General features: G+C 47.1%; 17 protein-coding genes. 9 read left to right on the top strand and 8 right to left on the bottom strand.

Translation table 11 applies throughout. The features are described from left to right. Positions 1 to 13: 13 nt before the first annotated feature. Positions 14 to 820, bottom strand: a complete 807-nt coding sequence (locus tag AC5JLB_RS21465) for a phytanoyl-CoA dioxygenase family protein (protein ID WP_495875860.1) — start codon at positions 818 to 820, stop codon at positions 14 to 16. A gap of 486 nt (positions 821 to 1,306) precedes the next feature. On the opposite strand from AC5JLB_RS21465, the gene AC5JLB_RS21460 reads away from it, so the two are divergent. The 3 genes from AC5JLB_RS21460 to AC5JLB_RS21450 all read left to right on the top strand — a co-directional run bounded on the left by AC5JLB_RS21460 (position 1,307) and on the right by AC5JLB_RS21450 (position 2,659). Beyond that, a complete protein-coding gene (locus tag AC5JLB_RS21460; protein ID WP_495875859.1) occupies positions 1,307 to 1,561 on the top strand; it encodes a hypothetical protein in 255 nt (84 codons plus the stop codon). A gap of 28 nt (positions 1,562 to 1,589) precedes the next feature. After that, a complete protein-coding gene (locus AC5JLB_RS21455) occupies positions 1,590 to 1,790 on the top strand; it encodes a hypothetical protein (RefSeq protein WP_495875858.1) in 201 nt (66 codons plus the stop codon). Between the two features lie 455 nt (positions 1,791 to 2,245). After that, the gene (locus AC5JLB_RS21450; RefSeq protein WP_495875857.1) at positions 2,246 to 2,659 is read left to right on the top strand and encodes a hypothetical protein; all 414 of its coding nucleotides are present in this window, start codon (positions 2,246 to 2,248) and stop codon (positions 2,657 to 2,659) included. An 88-nt stretch (positions 2,660 to 2,747) separates the two neighbouring features. Here AC5JLB_RS21450 and AC5JLB_RS21445 read toward each other — a convergent pair whose 3' ends face one another. Genes AC5JLB_RS21445 through AC5JLB_RS21435 form a run of 3 tightly spaced genes read right to left on the bottom strand, consistent with a single transcriptional unit; the run spans position 2,748 to position 7,276 of the window. Continuing rightward, positions 2,748 to 5,036, bottom strand: coding sequence for a family 1 glycosylhydrolase (locus AC5JLB_RS21445; RefSeq protein WP_495875856.1), 2,289 nt, complete (start codon positions 5,034 to 5,036; stop codon positions 2,748 to 2,750). 12 nt (positions 5,037 to 5,048) lie between these two features. Then, complete coding sequence (gene glf / locus AC5JLB_RS21440; protein WP_495875855.1) at positions 5,049 to 6,281, bottom strand: UDP-galactopyranose mutase; 1,233 nt, start codon at positions 6,279 to 6,281, stop codon at positions 5,049 to 5,051. Next, complete coding sequence (locus tag AC5JLB_RS21435) at positions 6,281 to 7,276, bottom strand: glycosyltransferase (RefSeq protein WP_495875854.1); 996 nt, start codon at positions 7,274 to 7,276, stop codon at positions 6,281 to 6,283. The genes glf and AC5JLB_RS21435 overlap by 1 nt, the downstream gene beginning before the upstream one ends. A gap of 700 nt (positions 7,277 to 7,976) precedes the next feature. Here AC5JLB_RS21435 and galE point away from each other — a divergent pair. From galE to galK, 5 genes are all read left to right on the top strand, one after another. Further along, on the top strand, positions 7,977 to 8,984 hold the full coding sequence (gene galE, locus AC5JLB_RS21430) for a UDP-glucose 4-epimerase GalE (protein WP_495875853.1): 1,008 nt from the start codon (positions 7,977 to 7,979) through the stop codon (positions 8,982 to 8,984). A gap of 646 nt (positions 8,985 to 9,630) precedes the next feature. Continuing rightward, positions 9,631 to 11,625 carry a glycoside hydrolase family 2 protein gene (locus tag AC5JLB_RS21425; RefSeq protein ID WP_495875852.1) on the top strand — a complete coding sequence of 665 codons (1,995 nt, stop codon included), beginning with the start codon at positions 9,631 to 9,633 and terminating at the stop codon, positions 11,623 to 11,625. Continuing rightward, entirely contained in the window at positions 11,594 to 12,619 is a 1,026-nt protein-coding gene (gene galT, locus AC5JLB_RS21420; protein WP_495875851.1) for a galactose-1-phosphate uridylyltransferase, read from the top strand. The genes AC5JLB_RS21425 and galT overlap by 32 nt, the downstream gene beginning before the upstream one ends. Further along, positions 12,616 to 13,737 carry a M24 family metallopeptidase gene (locus AC5JLB_RS21415; RefSeq protein ID WP_495875850.1) on the top strand — a complete coding sequence of 374 codons (1,122 nt, stop codon included), beginning with the start codon at positions 12,616 to 12,618 and terminating at the stop codon, positions 13,735 to 13,737. Before galT ends, AC5JLB_RS21415 begins: the two co-directional genes overlap by 4 nt. A gap of 102 nt (positions 13,738 to 13,839) precedes the next feature. Next, complete coding sequence (gene galK, locus AC5JLB_RS21410; protein ID WP_495875849.1) at positions 13,840 to 14,919, top strand: galactokinase; 1,080 nt, start codon at positions 13,840 to 13,842, stop codon at positions 14,917 to 14,919. Positions 14,920 to 15,055: 136 nt separating this feature from the next. Here galK and AC5JLB_RS21405 read toward each other — a convergent pair whose 3' ends face one another. The 3 genes from AC5JLB_RS21405 to AC5JLB_RS21395 form a co-directional block, all read right to left on the bottom strand. Continuing rightward, positions 15,056 to 15,568 (bottom strand): hypothetical protein, encoded by a 513-nt coding sequence (locus AC5JLB_RS21405; RefSeq protein WP_495875848.1) that lies wholly within the window; start codon positions 15,566 to 15,568, stop codon positions 15,056 to 15,058. A gap of 60 nt (positions 15,569 to 15,628) precedes the next feature. Continuing rightward, positions 15,629 to 16,075: a hypothetical protein gene (locus tag AC5JLB_RS21400; protein WP_495875847.1), complete on the bottom strand. Its 447-nt coding sequence runs from the start codon at positions 16,073 to 16,075 to the stop codon at positions 15,629 to 15,631. A 249-nt stretch (positions 16,076 to 16,324) separates the two neighbouring features. Then, on the bottom strand, positions 16,325 to 17,179 hold the full coding sequence (locus AC5JLB_RS21395; RefSeq protein WP_495875846.1) for a DUF2382 domain-containing protein: 855 nt from the start codon (positions 17,177 to 17,179) through the stop codon (positions 16,325 to 16,327). A 435-nt stretch (positions 17,180 to 17,614) separates the two neighbouring features. Between AC5JLB_RS21395 and AC5JLB_RS21390 the strand changes: the two genes are divergently transcribed. Continuing rightward, positions 17,615 to 18,121 carry a helix-turn-helix domain-containing protein gene (locus AC5JLB_RS21390; protein ID WP_495875845.1) on the top strand — a complete coding sequence of 169 codons (507 nt, stop codon included), beginning with the start codon at positions 17,615 to 17,617 and terminating at the stop codon, positions 18,119 to 18,121. Positions 18,122 to 18,210: 89 nt separating this feature from the next. On the opposite strand, the gene AC5JLB_RS21385 is transcribed toward AC5JLB_RS21390, so the two are convergent. Beyond that, positions 18,211 to 19,419 (bottom strand): DUF4336 domain-containing protein, encoded by a 1,209-nt coding sequence (locus AC5JLB_RS21385; protein ID WP_495875844.1) that lies wholly within the window; start codon positions 19,417 to 19,419, stop codon positions 18,211 to 18,213. Positions 19,420 to 19,558: the final 139 nt, after the last annotated feature.

Below are 19,558 nucleotides of genomic sequence, written 5' to 3'. Positions count from 1 at the left end.
GTACTTGAAATTGTTAGTACTTGAAGTTGATGTAGGTTTCCGCTCGATTTTCCGGTAAGCGATCGATGACCTCGCAGCGCAACATTTCCTGCAACGGTTCCGGTAAGCTATCGTAATAATCCTGCTGGAGCGTGAGATCGACTTTTGGCGTGTGCAACCAATGCATGACGTATCCCATCACCACCATTGGACGCGCTTGATCGGTTTGGTTTGGCGAACCGCGATGCAACGCCAGCGGCGACCGGATCATCACATCTCCAGGCTGCATGTAAAAAGACTCGACTTCAATTTCGCCTGTCGCGACTTTCCGTAATCCCTCTTCACGCGATAATGTGTGCGTTCCTCGCGCCATTTGAAACGGCCCATTTTCGGCAGTGACTTCAACTAAGGGAAAGTTCACCGCTAGGGCATACAGTGGAGTGACAATTTGATCCGAAAATAACGGACGAAAATCTCGATGAACGTCTTGATACGTCGAACCCTGCATCGGAAAATCAACGCCCAGTTGCACCAAGCGATATTCTTGCAGAAACACGCGATCGAGGATTCCCATAATGGCAGAATTCGCAAATACCTCGGCATTGGCAAACGGAGCAATCCAAGGCAGCGTTAGGTAGTAACGATTTTGCTCTCGTGGCGCGAGTCCTCCAGGCTGATTTTTCCTTGCTCTCACCACGCGATCAAAGGCATCCTTCCACTCTTCGATTAGGCTGCGATCGAAAAGATTGCGAATCACACAAATTCCATCTTGATTGAGATCTGAGGCAAACCGATCGAAGTCAGCCTCTGAAAAGCTCACCGGGCTAATACATTGCACCATTGCAAATTAAAGAAGTAACGTCTTATACAAGTCTATGCGATTTATTATGCAATGGAGCCTAGAAAAAATCCTTGTTTACGTTACTTAATTTGCTGGCGTTACCGATAAATTCAATTGCCGAGGAAATGGCTTTCTAAGTTTTGCTGAATCCACTCAAATCCTCGGTGCAAACACTCAAGACAAACTTCACGACGCTGTTTTTCCTAGAGAATAATGCTCGCCTGTTTAAGGGGTAAATCGCGAGTTACAGAGACAGCAAAACCGTAAATTTCCTTAGGAATTGACCTGTTCTATTTGTATCAGTTAGGCAATGGTTAGACCGTAAGTCGAAACATTTAACCTGTTTTGTATAGACTGTCACAACCAGACTATATCTGCGCTCATTCTCAAGCCAGAAGCTATTGCCAAGCCGAATTCTTATGCTTGCAGCATCGATAAAAATACAGAATTGCAGAACTAAATTTTAGAAGCCGAAAAAGAGGGTCAATGCAACTTCAAGTCGAACACAATAGCAGTTTGCTTCAGAAACAATCCTGTTTAATCTGTAAACAACTGTTTGAGATGACAGAAGCAAAAATCATTATCTGTAATGAGCAGGGCACTTACTACGGTGAAGTTTGTCCGAAATGTTTGGAAAAAGGGTTTGACTGGCTCAGCGATCGCTTTGAACGATTGAATCAATCAAGGAAGACGATCGTAATAGAACAAACTCCAGTTTTGGAAATACCAATTAGTGCTTGAAACTGAAAATCATTTAGGCAAATGAACTATGGATAGTGTCTCAGATCTACAGAGCAACGCAGAAGTGATTCACCAGAAGTTAGAAGAACTCCACACTCTGCTTTCTGCCTTGGAAGAACAGACGAAATTAGGACACTTTCCTGTTCCACTAAAAATGGAAACTGTTGAGATTGCTACACTGGAGAAGCGATTGCCCATTTTGGAAGATGGCTCTTTCCTGACAGATTAGTTTTAATTCCTTTGGAAAATTGAGATTAGTGACTGTAGATTTTGAATAGTGCTGCAATATGGAAGAGATGCCAAAGATGCAATTGAGAATCCATTTGCGCGGCGATATCAACAGAACAATTTTGCCTAATAACTACCCATCTGATGTCAATTGTTGCTGATTAAGTAGTTAGGAATAATTAATGAGTTTATGCTATGTAAGATTTCAATTTTTTCAACCTCCAACTTTTGATGGAATCACTCAACAACTGATTTCCTAAACTATACTTGAAGACGATTGCTTAATAAGCGCGATCGCGCTTTACCTTACAGCTACCCTTTTGCAAATAGAACTGGGACTATAGGTATTATTTGCTGGTTTTTGTAGGGTGATTTTATCTACTTTAGAAAAGGCGGTATACCGCTTGAGATAAGTCTTCAAAATTCACCAAAACCTACAACATTCTTACCTCAACTATGGATTGGTTCATTTCTCTAAAGCAATTTGAGGAGCTAGTAACAGCTAGACCCTCGCCACCCTACGTTTTGCTGCTATCAGGAGTATTCATTACCCTTGTCTGCGCCATCCCATTCGCGATCACAGTCAGGCAACGAATCAAATATTGGTCTAAGTACCTTTCTCCTGAAACCTTACCAACGGAAGCAAAGCTACAAATTATTGTCCCTTTTTCAGGCATGATCGGTGGTTTCTATATCACTCTAGCTGCCGGATTAGAAGTTCTTGGTTTACCAGTTCTTCCTTCTCTTATCCTCGCCTTATTCGCCACGTCTCTAGCTAGTTATCTTGCTTGGTTCTTGCTAGGCCGAGCATTGAGCCGACGCGCTGTTCGTTCTTATCTTGAACAATCTTTTGGTGCTAATTCTCCATAGATTGAACAAATTATAGATTGGACAAATAGGTGTTGCAGAATCACTGGATGAATCTTGTGATTTTGCAACACCTATTTGGTTCTGTTGATTAAGCGCGGTTTGCAATGTACTGCTGAATATAGCGATCCATAGCACCTTCCAATGACGGCAGTAATGTTCCTCGTTCGCTACTTAGAACGCTGTAAGCAGGACGAGGAGCAATCCACCCTAGTTCTTCGGTGGGGCGCGATTCGATTCGAGTGGCGTCGAGTCCGGCCAGTTCAGCCGCTTGCTGGGCAAAGTTTGCCCAAGTGGTTGCGCCTGAATTGGCTAAATGCCAAACGCCATACTCTCCATCGATTAATAAATCTAGGGTCGCATTCACCAAGTCAGGAACATAAGTCGGTGACACGATCGCGTCTTCTGCTGCAATAAACGACTCTCCTGCTGTTAAGGTCTTAAGCGCGATCGCGAGAAAGTTGTAATCGTCCCAAGGACCAAAAAAGGCACTGGTGCGAATGACAAGCGAACGGGGCTGCGTTTTTAACACCCGTTGTTCTGCGATCGCTTTACTATGCCCGTAGATGTTTAATGGTCTCATTGGCGAGCTTTCGGTGTACGGAGCAGCGCGATCGCCATCGAACACCAAATCTGATGAAAATGTGACTAAAGGAGTGTCGTACTGAAGACAAGCTTTTGCCAAGATTGCCGCTCCATCTGCATTAATCTGATGGCACAACTGCGGCTCGCGTTCCGCTTCATCGACTCGAACATATCCCGCCGCGTTGATCACCGCCCAAGGTTTTAACGCTACCAACGCTTGATCCACAGAAGTTGGGTTGGTAATGTCCATCTCCTGTCGGGAAAGCAGCCGATAGGAAATACCGCGTAGCTCACACATTCGAGCAAAGGCGCGCCCGAGTGTTCCTGTGGCTCCCGTAATGACGAGTGGGGCGACCGTTTGAGCGATCGGGTGTTGTTCAACAGAATGATGTTGTTCAATGCTTTGTTCACCTGTTGTACAGCTTATAGGTGGATAAAGCAATCGCAGCGATCGCTGCCACCATCCTGGCGCTTCTAAAACAGGATGGGAGTAGTTCTGTCCTTGCGCCAAACAGCGCAGCATCTCGGCTATGGCGGTCGATCGGGGGCGAGGCGCACGCAAATCAAAAACCCCTGGCTCATAGCATCCGTCGGCACGAGTGACCAAGCTATTCCAATCGTAGGCCCCTAGCAATGACCAAGCTGTGATAGCTCGAATCTCTACACCATCACGGCTGAGGCGTTGTGCAGCGTCCCAGATTTCTTTGATCCAGCGCAACTGTTCTTCACGGGTACACTGTAGATGCACTTCGGTGACGGCCACCGGCAACTGATAGCGTTCCCACACTTCTTTGAGCATTGAGTAGGGATCCCAAATGCCTTCGATACAGACCCGAACAGCTTCTACATCGGCATATTGATGAGTTTCGTTGCCACCATGTGAGGAGGCCGGATAGCGATCGAGACGTTCATCGAGCCAGCGATCGCTCGTCAAATACCGATTAATCCCCACCACGTCAGGCGGACAAGCATTCTCTTGAAACCAAACCAGTTCAGCTTCGTCAATCCCAACTTGATGGTGTAAATATTTCCATAGGGAATGGGCGCGATCGATGCGACCGCAGAGCAAATCGAGACTGAGCCACCGTCGATTGTTCTCAAACTGCGCTTGATAGGCCAACAAGGGTGTGCTGAAAACCTTACCCAAATCCTCAGTTTGAACGAGTTGCGCCTGTGGATTGGCTTGCCGAATTGCTTGCATTGCCAGAATGACAGCACGACACTCGTTTAGCAAGACCCGGATGAACGTTTGGTCGTCGCGTCCGTGAGGATACCAATGACCATACAATCCACTAAAGCGGGCTGTTGTTAGAGGTTCATTGATGGGCGTGTAATGGTTCACCCAAGGATAGCGACGCGCAACCGCAGCAGCAAATTGGGCAACTTTCTCGGCAAATGCAGGATCGACCAGACTGGTATCACGGGGACCACTGCCGTGATGAACTAGCCCCAAAATTGGACGAATGCCTAAAGCCTGCAGCCGCTCGAGGCGTTGATCCGCCCATGTCCAGTCTGCTTGCGCAAGACCATTTGGAGCAATGCGTTCCCAGAGAATTGGGTAGCGAATTGCCGTAATTCCTAAGGAGGCAAATTGGTCGAGATCTTCCAAGCGGGTGGCGTGCCCGTTGCGTTCGAGTTGATCAAAATATTGGTCGCCCACTCGATTGACTGTACATTCCACCCCACCCCACACTTCAAGCTGTGAAGGTTGAGAGCTATGGGCTGCATGCTGCGCCATATCAGAGATCAACGACACCTTTGGCGTATGTCGCTGACCATCCTGCCTAATTGTCATCTTTACTTGTCCTTATTCTGTCTGCGTCATCGCTACGGACCTTGCACCATTTTTCTGAGCAGGAGGACTTGCTTTTTGATTGCTTGGCAAGCTGCCATTAGAATCGGGTGCAAGTGCTTTTGGGGTTACTTGTTTTTCTTCGGGATGCCAGCTTGGACGCTCGGACAGTTTGGCGTAAATTGCAAGTGCCTGAGCGACGACCTGATCCATGTTGTAGTACTTGTAGGTGGCTAACCGTCCGACAAAATGCACGTCCGGCGTTGCATCAGCGATCTCTTTGTATTTCTTGTAGAGTTCGGCATTTTCAGGGCGAGGCACAGGATAGTATGGATCGCCTTCTGCTTTCGGCAACTCGTAAACGATGCTGGTTTTGGAATGCTCTTGTCCGGTCAAATACTTGAACTCAGTGGCACGAGTGTAAGCGTGCTCATTGGGATAATTGATCACTGGAGCGGGTTGAAAAACAGATTTGTCGTGCGTTTCATGTTTGAATTCGAGCGATCGATACGGTAGTTTGCCAAACCGATAATCAAAAAATTCATCAACGGGTCCGCTGTAGATCATTTCCCGGAACGGAATCACTTTCTGAATCTCGCGGTAATCTGTGTTAAGCATCACTTTGATATTCGGATGTGACAACAGATTTTCAAACATGCGAGTGTATCCATGCAACGGCATCGCTTGATAGGTATCAGTGAAATAGCGATCGTCACGATTGGTGCGAGTAGGAACCCGTGCTGTGACGGATTTATCGAGTTCAGACGGATCTACGCCCCATTGTTTGCGGGTGTAGCCCCGGAAGAATTTTTCGTACAATTCGCGTCCTACTTTGCTGACAACCACATCTTCTGAGGTGCGAATATACTCTTTTGGCTCTGCGATCGAGGCAAGAAACTCTTCGACTTGGAACGAGGTGAGATTCAAGCCATAAAGCTTGTTGATCGTATCGAGGTTAATCGGAATCGGAACTTGCAACCCATCTACACTAGCAAGAACGCGATGTTCATAAGGTCGCCATTCGGTGAAATGCGATAGATATTCAAAGACGTCGCGGGAATTGGTGTGAAAAATGTGGGGACCGTAGCGGTGAACGAGAATCCCTGCATTGTTGTGATGATCGTAAGCATTGCCTCCAATGTGGGTTCTGCGATCGCAAATCAATATTTTCTTGCCAGATTGGCTGGCTAACCGCTCAGCAAGGACACTACCTGCAAAGCCTGCACCCACAATTAGATAATCAAACATTAAAATTTCTCCACAATAGGGGACATTGCTTCTGAAGCTGAAGCACGATTTTGAATTGCAGCCTCGATCAGTCGCATCATGCTTGCCCAAGTCTCATCCCAAGAAGTTTGAGAGAGAAATGCGTCAACGCGTGTGCGCCAATCTTGATTAGCGCGAAGTTGCACTTCGCAAGAGACGTGTTGGTTTTGCTGCATGGCAATTTCAGCTTTTCCAACAAATTCTTCAACGCTATCGGCAATGTGAACTAAATTTTGATGGCCATAAGGACGGACAACATCGCGAATCGAAGTTGAAACCACAGGTTTTCCAGCAGCTAAATACTCCGGCGTTTTTGTTGGACTAATAAATCGAGTCGACTCGTTCAGCGCAAAGGGTAACAGCGCGACATCCCATCCGGCTAAGTAATGGGGCAATTCGAGATAAGACTTGCCGCCTAAGTAATGAATGTTGGGACGGCGCGGTAGACTATCTGCATGAACCTTTACGACCGGACCAATCATTACCAACTGCCAATCCGGTCTCGCTTGAGCGATTCCATCGAGCAAATCCAAATTCATCCGTTCATCAATCACGCCATAAAAACCGAGACGGGGATGAGCAATGCAGGCTTGATCTGGGGGATCGGTTGCGATGTCTCTAGCTTGAGCAAAATGCGCGACATCAATGCTGCTTGGAAACGGATGAATGTTGGAATGCTGATGTTGTTTCGCTTCGTACAGGCTTTGTCCTCCGGTGAATACCACGTCAGCCCATTTGAGCAGTTGTGCTTCCCAGTTCTTTAACGTAGCGGATGCGTCTTTGAATGCAGTCAGCTCATCCATGCAGTCATACACAACACAAACCGGCTCTAAATGGTTGGTGAACGACAAGGCGAGCGGGTTGTAGTACCAGAGCATTGGGTTTGCGATCGCAAACTGTGAAATCAACTCGTCCACAAGACTCTGCTGCATTGCTGCCAGCATTTCTTCGCTCATTCCTTGGGGTAGATGTGGCACACCCACCCATACACCACACTCGCGTCTGGTAACCTCTAACCACCAAGAAGCACTGGACTCGAAGACTGGTTCTTCGACGAAAAAAGTTCTTCGTTCCTGAATACAACGGGACAAAAGATGTTGTGGTCTCTGATAAACAAAGTCCCAGCGAAGATGAGAAAAACAAACTAAATCCGGTGTATTTTCTGATGTCTTCAAACTAGCTTGTTTAAGGTCTGAAACACCTAAGCTAGAAAGATCTAATTGCGATGCTCTATTAGGAAATAACTTTATAGGTGCAGTTGAAGATAGGTAATTGCCTGATGATTGCTCAGATTGCGCCATAAGTTTTCTCGGATTCTTATTTGTGCATCTAATTTGCACTCGTAGGTTAAAATTACGCATTCTCGATATACAAATCTTCTATCCAACGGAATAACAAGAGTTTAATTAAGAAACATTAAGTTAGTTTGCATCGTTAATACTGCGTTCATTTGAAGTACAGTTACATTGATTCTCATATGGGTTATACGCAAGACCTATAGTTTTCCACCTATTAATTGTGTCGAAGAAATGTGCCAGCCAATACAATCAAGCAGGTTGTAATCCAGCTCAAATGTGCTTGCTTACTATGGAAAGAGGACAAAGAGAAATTTGATGAGTAAGACTTAAGTTATTCTCAATTTTTCGCATTTCTAGCTCAATTCTAGAAATTAAGCCAATGATTTTAGTAACGGGTGGAGCGGGGTATATTGGCGCTCACGCTGTAATGGAGTTACAACGGGCAGGATATGAAGTCGTTGTGCTTGATAATTTGTCCTATGGACATCGAGAACTCGTCGAGCAAGTTTTACGAGTACCATTGATTGTTGGAGACATTCACGATCGCGCCCTGCTCGATCGCCTGTTTGCAACTTATCCCATTACCGCTGTGATGCACTTTGCTGCTTATATTGCTGTAGGTGAATCAGTTAGCGATCCAGCGAAATACTACCGCAATAACGTTGTGGGAACACTAACATTGCTCGAAGCAATGACAGCAGCATCGATTCAGCAATTTGTTTTTTCTTCGACTTGCGCGCTCTATGGCATTCCCCAATTCGTTCCGATTACCGAAGATCATCCTCAAGCGCCGATCAGTCCTTATGCTGCCAGTAAGCAGATGGTCGAACGAATGTTGTCTGATTTTGAAGTCGCTTACGGTCTGAAGTCAGTTCGATTTCGCTACTTCAACGCGGCAGGGGCCGATCCAAGTGGGCAATTAGGCGAAGATCACAATCCTGAGACGCATTTGATTCCTTTAGTGCTGCTGACGGCGATCGGTAGACAATCCGCGATTCAGATTTTGGGCACCAATTATCCGACACGAGATGGCACTTGCATTCGTGATTATATTCATGTCACGGATCTAGCTCAAGCGCATGTTTTGGGTCTGAAATATCTGGAAAAGGGCGGACCCAGTGATGTGTTTAACTTGGGTAACGGCAATGGGTTTTCAGTCCGAGAAGTGATTGATGCAGCTAGGCAAGTAACCGGGCGAGAAATTTCGATCATAGAGCGCGATCGCCGCTCCGGAGACCCACCCATTCTAGTCGGGAGCAGTGACAAAGCTCAGAAAACGCTCGGCTGGCAACCCCAATATTCTGATCTCAACGAAATTCTTGCCCACGCTTGGCAGTGGCATCAACATCGACATGGCGCAAGTGGACGCCCAGCAGTCAAAGATTAATCCTAATTCAGAAATTGATCATAGTATCGTTGTGAAGTTCTTGCCGTGATATATGGCAGGAACTTCACCGTAAATATACTCGTATGTCTTGACAAGCCTCTCATCCCAGACAGTTGTTGATCGACATTGTTTGAAGTTGCAGGGTGGAAATCATAATAAAATTCTCTATTTAAATTTAATTACCGTGCGTTGGCTTCCGTCATCTGTGCTGGAAGCTAAGCAAGGTTAAGCAGACCTTTCATTAAAATAATCCCAATTTTCTCAGTAGAAATGATGATTTTTCCTAGCTAGGTTGTTCTGCTTTCAAAAGCAAATTCAGCCACTTCTATTATTTGCTAGCAAAATATGTAAGGCAACGAAATTATGCTTCTAAAATTAAATTCACATCTACCGCAAGGATTATTCATATTAGTTATAATGTTCAGTATAAGCACTGCTAGGGCAAAGTAATTTAGCTTCAAATATTACTTCCTGATAATTGTTAAATCGATTGAAGTGTTATGGTATAAGGCTTCGACGCCTTGAAATGTTCGTAACATAAGATGCGATTCGTAGATCTACGAAGTTTTTCTAATACTGTTAATTTTGATGTTCAGAAAGTGGTGAAACGAAGCATACTTTCTTCTAGTCGGATGAGTGAAGTCTAATGAACCTACTCGGAAAAAGCCTCGACGCTGCCTCTCTATCTATGTCTCCATCAATTGCTCAATTTCGCCAGCTTGAAACAGGGTATCCACGTCCGCAACTCCAGCGATCGCAGTGGATTAACTTAAACGGCACCTGGAAATTTTCCTTCGACGATGAAGGAAAATTCAAGCGGCCCGCAGATGTTCAAGCCTGGACACACCAGATTGAAGTCCCCTTTGCGCCAGAATCTGAGCGCAGCGGCATTCATGACACTCAGTTCCACCCAAACTGCTGGTACGAACGGGAATTTGAAGTGCCAATTGACCGTCAGCATGTGTTGCTGCACTTTGGAGCTGTTGATTATCAAGCGTTTGTTTGGGTCAACGGTCAGTTTGTCGGCACGCATGAAGGGGGGCATACGTCGTTCAGTTTTGACATCACAAATTTTCTGAACTCGGATGCTGTGCAACGAGTCACGGTTTGGGCACAAGACGATCCGCAGGATTTGGCAAAACCGAGAGGAAAGCAAGACTGGCAGCCAGAGCCGCATAGCATTTGGTATCCACGCACCAGCGGCATATGGCAAACCGTCTGGGTTGAGTGCGTTCCAGAAACCTATCTAGAGAAAGTGCGGTGGACATCTGATTTTGAACGGTGGGAAATCGGGTTTGAAGCCATGCTCGCTGGCACAAAATGCGATGACTTACAGATTAAAGTTCGCCTAACGGTGGGCGATCGTTTACTGGTGAACGATTGTTATGAAGTGGTTAACGGCGACATTAATCGCCACATTGCCTTATCCGATCCTGGAATTGATGATTATCGCAATACATTACTGTGGAGTCCCGAAAAGCCAACTCTGATTGATGCTCAAATTCAGCTTTGGCATCAGGGGGTGTTGCTTGATGAAGTCAAGTCCTACACCGCGATGCGGACGGTGAATATTCAGCGCGATCGCTTTATGCTGAATGGTCATCCTTACTACCTGAGGTTAGTTCTCGATCAGGGCTACTGGACAGACACATTAATGACACCGCCTTCAGATGAAGCCTTGCGCCAAGATATTGAGCTTACGAAACGCATGGGCTTTAACGGCGTCAGAAAGCATCAGAAAGTAGAAGATCCCCGATTTCTCTACTGGGCGGATGTAATGGGGCTGTTGGTGTGGGAAGAAATGCCGAGTGCCTATCGCTTCACGCGCAAAGCCGTAGAACGCATTACAAAAGAATGGGCAGAAGTAATCGAGCGCGATGCTAGTCATCCTTGCATTATTGCTTGGGTTCCATTCAACGAATCTTGGGGCGTTCCTAATCTCACTCAAACGGCTGCCCATCGTCATTATGTTCAAGCGCTGTATTTCTTAACCAAAACTCTTGATCCCACTCGTCCGGTAATTGGTAATGATGGTTGGGAAAGCACCACGACAGATATTCTGGCGATTCATGATTATGATAGTCAGCCTCAGCGATTAGCAAAACGCTACGGTCCCGAAGTCAAACTATCCGATTTGTTCGAGCGTCAACGTCCCGGTGGACGAGTCTTAACGCTAGATGGCTATCCGCATCAAGGACAGCCGATTATGTTGACCGAGTTTGGCGGCATTGCTTACGCTCGGCCCACCGATGCTGATGTTCAAAAAGCTTGGGGGTATGCTCGCTCTTGCGACACGGCTGATTTACAGCAACGCTATAGCGCCCTGCTGACGGCTGTTAACCGCGTCGAGATGTTTAGCGGCTTTTGCTACACCCAATTAACCGACACCTTCCAAGAAGCGAATGGATTGCTGTATGCCGATCGCACTCCCAAATTTCCGCTCGACGCGATCGCGTCTGCCACTCTAGGTAGGGATAGTCACGCGTCAGGGGGCGCTATACTGACCACAAATGTTGTCGCAGCCGCAGGATCAGGGGCAGATCATGGATTTCCAGGAACTTCTCAAACCGGATGGTCGGAAGATCACCCTGTACAGCAGACGCCCCATTGTGCCGGGCCTTCATGCACCCAGCCCTGGTAATGAACCGATTCAAGCGAATCCTCATCTGCGGTGGCATCCGCTGCGGGGCGAGTGGGTAGCCTATGCGAGTCATCGTCAGGGGCGGACGTTTATGCCGCCCCCAGAATATAATCCGCTGGCACCCACGACCAATCCAGAGTTTCCGACTGAACTTCCTCAAGGACAATATGATGTCGCGGTGTTCGAGAATCGCTTTCCGTCGCTAACGGTGCAGGCACACGATCCACCTGATTTGATTGTGGATACGTTGCCTGCCACGGGAGCTTGTGAAGTGGTTGTCTTCACTCAAGATCCAACAAAATCGTTGGGTGTTTTAGAACTCGATCATCTTGAGTTGTTGCTGCAAGTGTGGGGCGATCGCACTCGAATTTTGGGAAGTTATCCTCAAATTCAATACGTGCTGCCGTTTGAGAATAAAGGCGTTGAAGTAGGCGTAACATTGCACCATCCTCATGGACAAATTTACGCTTATCCGTTTGTGCCTCCGGTTCCGGCGCGAATGCTGGCTCAACAACAACAGTATTACCAACAGCATCAACGCGGACTATTACAAGACTTGATTGAGAAAGAAATCGCAGACAATCAGCGAATCTTGTATCGCGATGAAGCCGCGATCGCGTTTGTTCCCGTGTGTGCCCGCTATCCCTATGAAGTTTGGATTGCACCGATTCAACCTACTGGCACCTTGAATGATCTATCAGACGAACAACGCCACAGTCTTGCCAAAGCATTGAAGACCGTGACGCTAAAATATGATGGCTTGTGGAACCGATCGTTTCCGTACTTAATGGCCTGGTACCAAGCACCCACAGACGATCAGCCGCATCCCGAATTCCATCTGCACGCCGAATTTTATCCGCCTTACCGCACTGCTGACAGACTGAAGTATTTAGCGGGAACCGAACTGGCGGCAGGTATGTTTGCTAACGATGCCCTCCCCGAAGAAAAGGCAAAGGAACTTCAAGCGATCGCAATCGAGTTTGATGAAACATGAACACAGATCCTTCTGAAAGACAAAATGAATGCTTGCAGAAGCTGAAACTGATGCAAGCGTGTTTGCACGAGACTGATGCCGCTGCGATTCGTCTACGCGGAACAGATTGGTTTGCGTGGGCAACTGCTGGAGCCTCGAACAGCGTGCTATTAGCGGCCGAAACAGGCGTTGCAGACGTGTTAGTGACAGACAACAATGCGTGGATACTCACCGACGAAATCGAGGCACAACGATTAACCGATGAAGAACTACCGGACGGTGAACAGAGTCCTTACGTTCTGCATGTGTCTCCCTGGGCAGATTCAGCCCAACGGGAATTGTTTGTGCAAGAAGTAACAGCACGAGGAAAAATCCTCAGCGACCGACCTACATCATCTGAATTTTCTCTACCTCATTCTCTAATTCAACACAAGCGCAAACTACTGCCGTCTGAACTCGATCGCTATCGTCAAGTCGGACAACTTGCTAGCCAAGCGATGACCGAAGTTCTGACCCAAGTACAACCCACTTGGACGGAGTATGATCTCGCTGGAGCGGGAGCAGAAGCGTTATGGAAACGAGGATTACATCCCGCCCTTACGCTTGCGGCTGGAGAACAACGCATTTCTCGCTATCGACATCCGGTGCCCACTGGAGGGAAGATCGAGCGACTTGCTATGCTCGTGTTTTGTGCCCGTGGATTTGGACTATATGCGAATTTGACCCGCTTTGTTGCCTTCGATGCGTTAACCGCTCAGGAACACAAGTTACATCAGCAAGTGCGTGAAATTGAAGCGATTGCCCTGAGCCAGTCTCAACTCAATACGCCGCTGAATCAGGTTTATCAAACTCTTCAACATAGTTACGAACAGCAAGGCTACCCGCAAGCGATTCACGAACATCATCAAGGCGGAACAACCGGATATTTGGCGCGAGAAATTGTCGCAAATCCAACGACCGTCGATCGCTTGAGTGCCAATACTGCGATCGCATGGAATCCAAGCTTAACGGGAGCAAAGATCGAAGATACCTTCGTACTGCTTGAGGATGGCACCTTAGAGAATTTGACGTTTGATTCAAACTGGGCAAGTGTCGAGGTCGCGGGTCGGTTACGCCCAATTCCGTTAGTGATTCAGTAAGCGATTTGATAAGCATTGTTCAAAGCATTAGAATTTGACGCAAAGAAGCATCACTCTCGCCAAATCTCAAATTTCATAATCCTATTCAATTTCTGATTCAAAATGGATTTTCAACAGATTTTTAATGCGGCTCCACAAGTTCAAGCCCAAGCTCCCGGACGAGTCAATTTGCTGGGAGAACACACCGACTACAATGATGGATTCGTGCTGCCCACCGCGATCGAGCAACACACGGCTGTCTATCTTGGCTTTAGCCCGAACACACAACACCACTTTTATTCGCAAGACCTAGAAGCACAAGTCGACCTCACCTCTACAGACTCTGTTTCTGAAGGGTTTGCTAGTTACCTAATCGGATGTATTCGAGTTGTAGAACAACTTGGTCATACAATCCCGCCTTTGAATGTGTTTGTTACCTCTACAGTACCGATCGGTGCAGGTCTATCAAGTAGTGCGGCCTTGGAAGTCGCAATGTTGCGGGCACTACGATCGCTACTCAGTCTTAATCTCGATGACATTGACATCGCCAAGCTTGCTCAACAAGCTGAGATTCAATACGCTGGGGTTCAGTGCGGGATTATGGATCAAATGGCGTCGAGTCTTGCAGACACGGAGCATCTTTTATTTCTCGACACGCGCACTCTGGATCGCCAACTTGTTCCCCTTCCTGACGGCGCAGCAATTTTAGTGATTGACAGTGGCATTCCTCGGACATTAGCAGCGAGTGGATACAACCAGCGCCGGGCAGAATGTGAGGAAGCAGCCCGATTACTTGGTGTCAAAGCACTACGAGACGTAACCGATCTCGATGCCATTGCTCAACTTCCCGAACCGCTTCAACGTCGGGCACGACATGTGATTACCGAAAACGATCGCGTTTTAGAAGCCAAACAAGGTGTTTCTGCAATTCGATTTGGAGAACTGATGAATGCTTCCCATGCTAGTTTGCGCGATGACTATGAAGTGTCGATCGCAGGACTCGATCAGTTAGTAGCAATCTTGCAGTCAACACCAGAAGTTTTTGGCGCGCGTCTGACAGGGGCAGGATTTGGCGGCGCATGTATAGCGTTGGTTGATGTTAAAGCTTCACCTAGGCTCTACGAAATTGCTCAAAGCGTGCTAGTACAATACCGTTCAACTGGGCATAGCGGACAGCTTTTGATTCCAACAAAATCTGATTGAACATACACCATCAATTTGTTTCATAGCAACTAACGCTGTGAAGTAAGGTATTCCTGTAAAAAGACGCGAAGGGAGGCGGTTATCCGCCTCCCCTATTCCCGTTGAAACTCCTTATGCATTCAATACCGGTGAGAAGTTAACGATGCCCTAACCACTTAGCCGCGATCGCGCCAAATGCAGCACCTACGACAGGATTACTCAAAAATTTCACTAAGGCAGGTTGATCCGCTAACACTTCATGAAAGATGTCAGGGTGACTGTGATAAGCAAATCCTGCTAGTTTACTAACATCATCTGCACTCATTCGACTGGCATGATGGCTCGACAGTCCCAGTTGTCGTTCTAAGTCACGATCCTGAAGGCCGCGCTTCTTGAAATGATTGAGGAAGTCACGCGCTACATCATCCCGCTCATTGGGTTTGATTTGGGCGATCGCTTTTTGAAGTTCTGGCTCCATTTGGCTTGCGGGAACCTGATTCGGATTGAAAGAACGGCTAAATAACTGATGACGCTCATCTCGTGTTGATCGTTGAGCAAAATCATCAAAGTTCTGATAGTCCTGTGATGTGCTGGCATCATCGAGGCTTTCTGTGTTGCCGCCTGCCAGATCATGCATTACTTGGCGCTTGTAAGCATCACTACTAGACATGGTGTTATATCTCCTGGTCAAATCATCACGTAAGGTTTAACAATCAACTAACTGGATTGACTAACTGGCTTGCTGATACTCAATTTGCTTTGACTGGCTATCGTAGCGGGCTGTCAGAATCAGTTTCTTGTCTGGGGCGTACATCAAAACGGTTAAGTCTTGATTGGGAAAGTTTTTATGAAAGCCTTGCGCAAGGGATTTTGTTAGATCTCTCACTTCGGTTGGGCGCACTTGAGAAGAAATAACAACCCCGAGTTTATTGTTGTCTCGCACATAGGCATCTTTAACCAAGCCTTTACTCGCGGTCACGACCCAATTCCCAAAATCCTGACCTGCAACCGAATTGCCGCGTTCAAGCTGGCTGTAATTACTTGTGTGATCAATGGGTGCTGGGCTAATGGCTCGTGGTTCTTTTGCCGTTGCGGCTCCACAAGCAGTTGTAAACATGAGAACTAGAACAAGCGCGATCGCAGTGAAAAACTGGCGACTCCTTTGAAAAACGTTCACTTTTTCCTCCTTCAAATATTGGAACAAATAACGCAGTATGACGGCAGCCCGGAAGAAACGCAGACGGAGGCTGGATGAATCCGCCTGCAAAAGTCCCCGTGATCAAAGCCGTAAGTTTTAATGAGTTTTGGTAGTGTTGTAGACCCGAGTTGGATGCTTCAGTCGCGTTTTTAGAACACGCTATCCAAGCTAATTGACAGGCCCATAACACAGATTTACAACACTGCCGTGAGCGTGATTGGCAAAAACTTACACGTTCTTGTTAATCACGGCGCGGCCTTCCGTATTAATGTCAAGTTCTTCCCGGCGTACGGTCTCTTCAGCCGTAACCGTTTCTTGATCGACCACTTTCTTCACGCGCACTTCCTCACGCACAAACGCTTCTTTGCGAATGTCTGGCGTTTCTTCGTACACTTCCATGTGGGCCACTTGCCCTTCCTGAAAGTTTGCTTCACCGGGAGCGATCGTTGCAGAATCAACCGGATTCCGCTCAATCACAACGCGCTCTTTCTCAATCGGAACTGACACTTGTGCGGTTTCAGTTTCGACATGCTTACCGATCGTAACTTCTCCAGCTTTTCTGCGAGTCTTGCTAGCAATTAGGCGTTCCTGATACAGCCTCAAACTCTGGTGATCCTGATCGTTGAGATTGTATAAATCAGGCTCGTTTCGATAACTATAGGTATCACGATTATAATCTGGAGTCATATTGCGGTCAGGGGCAGCAACAGCACCAGCTAACCCAGTCCCCGCAGAAGGACGATACACGTTTCTCACTCGTTCTTCGTGATCGTAATCAACAAGCGTATTCTCATCGAACTCAGGTAGGCTTTCGACCTGTGACCTGGTCAAGCTCTTAGCATAGACGCGGCGATTGGAATAATCGATCCTAGCACTGCCGATCGGGAGTAATACGGTCTTACCAAACACCCAAATACCTGTGTTGATCACGAGGTAGCGAAACTCGCCATTGTCATCGACGAGGACATTGTCAACAGAACCAACTTTGTCATTTTCAGAATAGAGATCCAGCCCAATCACATCGTCATTGTCGAAGTGGCTGCGGTAGTCCGGGTCAAAGTCTTTAATCTTGTGAAGTGCCATTTTTCTCCTTTAATGCGTCTAAAGTAAACGTAATACTTATGCTTAACAGTAAAGAGGCTGCGCTAATGTTATTCACCCGTCTTAAGTTACATTCAGCGCTATCTCCAAAGGTGAGCAACGACGGAACACACGCTCAAATACTTGTCCCGTCTAATGTTTTAATTTGCGGCGATCGCTTAAATTCGGTTCTAGCAAAGGGTAGAGGAGGGCTAAGCCGTAGCCGACTATCATGAAAGTAATTACACTCGTTTTACTTAAAGCTGAGGGCACAGAAAGAGACTGCGATTGGCTCTGCCAAGCTCCGAAGGATCGCACTCCCCTTTCTGAACTAAGCCCTTAGAAGCTAAAATTTTGTGGGGAATGAGTTAATTCTTCACCATAAAATTTTGCTCAAAAACTCAGTCCTTGTTAAGCGCTTCGATTTAAGAATTTGTTATGAACCCTTTAAAGCTACGCGCAGAAGAATGTTCGGCATTCGGAGTCTTGGTATTACAGTACCTGGAGAAAAATCCGCATACCAACATGAGCCAGTTGGCGAGAGAAGTAAACATCTCGCGAGCAGGACTGGGCTGGATTTGTCGCAAGCAAAGCAATCCAGATGAACACACGGCCAGTCGAATCGCGCGAATTATTGGTGCTAATCCGACTGAAATTGCGCGACTCGTTCACGAGAACAAGATCGAAAAGCTAGCGAATCGCAACGAACTCCACTACGCGACTAAATTTAGCAAAGAATCGATTCGGATCGCGATTCCTAAAGAAGACGCGATCGCAGGTTTGAACGCCGTCTTTCAAGCGTTTCACCGGGTTACAAGAAGTGTTCCTGAAATCGAAAAGCCAACGGACTTCCAAATTTACAAGCAAGCTTACGAAATTATAAAGCGACAGTTTCTAAGCAGAAAAATATCTAGAAAGCAGCAGTCTACGACATTAGCAGGTTAACTGCTGAAGGAGAATGTTGGGCAATGCAGGCGCGATCGCAGACGCCTACTCTTGCCGATTCAAATTTGCACGTTGACGAAGCGCGATCGCTAAACTTTCTCTTTAGCTGGTGGCGTAATCCCTCGCTTGATTAAGCTTGCCTCCACTTCTCTTAGTAGCCCAAAATCTTCTTCGGGCAGAATCGCCTGTTGTGATGATGGCTGACGCTCTAAAAACGCGAATGCTTGGCGAAATTGCTGCGGTGTCGCTTGCACAGGCGAAGAAAAGTGACAAGGAATTACGCGCTCAAAATTCCAACTGGCGACACGATCCGCCCAAGCGAGCGTCTCTTTTGGAACTCGGTTTAGAATCAATCGCTGCAAAATTGGCGCAACAAACAGCCGTCCGTCCCCGCGCAAGGCATCAAACGATCGTTGCCAGTCGTCTTTCCATCGGAAGGGAAACCACCCAAAATAGTTTTTCTTGGAATGATCGCTCGCCGTTCGAGCATCCCAAATCGATGGCAAGAGATCTGGAGTGTCTAACGTGCTAGGAACGAAATAGAAGGCAAACAGCGAAATGCGCTGCCAACCCTTGCGGCGAAGCTCTGGTGTATCTTGAATAGCATCGCTGGCGTGCTCTCGCGCGTGATAGAGCAACGGAAACGGATCGAGTTGAACGATCGCAGGTGGGGCTTCAGAAACCGAGAGGACAGAATCGGTTACGAGCAGCGTGTGCGATCGCTTGTGAAAAAGCGCCACCTCTCCAAATGAACCAATGCCCTGCGCCACCGGACCCAAAATCGCATATTCAAACTGATCGCCAAATGGCGTTTCTGAACCGTCATCTGACAAAATGTGAGTGCGCTTTGCTGGAAATCCTAGCCAACTGAGCGGCAAATTGACCGGAAAGCTCCACTGATTAGGTGCTACAAACACTTGAGCGTTCGGGAAAAATCGCGCAAACGGACCTACAAATACTTTATGCTCCAAGCCAGAAATCGTGGGCAGAATAATGTACTTTACATCCCCATGCTCGGCGACTAATTCATTCACGAGCCGAATGCATTCTGGTGTCGGCGCAACAGGCGCATAGATCAAAAGCCCGCCTTCATCAAGCTTCACAGCGGTCATGCGAATCGGCGTCGCCACATAGAAAATGCCTTGAACTTGGTCAAACGTCCAAATCGTGTCTCTGACCACTTCTGCGCGAAGCGTGCGCCGTTTGTTGTAAGGGTAAAGCGGTACCGTAAACCACCATGACCAATTCCAATCTTTAGAATCGCGGTTTAACGTCTCTAATTCGCTCTGAACTGCCATCGTGCCGCAATCCTTTAGAGTTTAGTGGAGCACTTGCTCCTGTATTCTTCAGCCGTTACTGAATGTTCGAAGCTAGTCTCTAGTTTATCCAAGTTGCGGGTTAAGTTGAGAGAACAGAAGAAAACAACCGCAAGCCACG

The organism is Myxacorys chilensis, from assembly GCF_059505265.1.
Note: the sequence above shows the minus strand (reverse complement) of the source record. Positions and strands in the feature narration are given on the sequence as shown.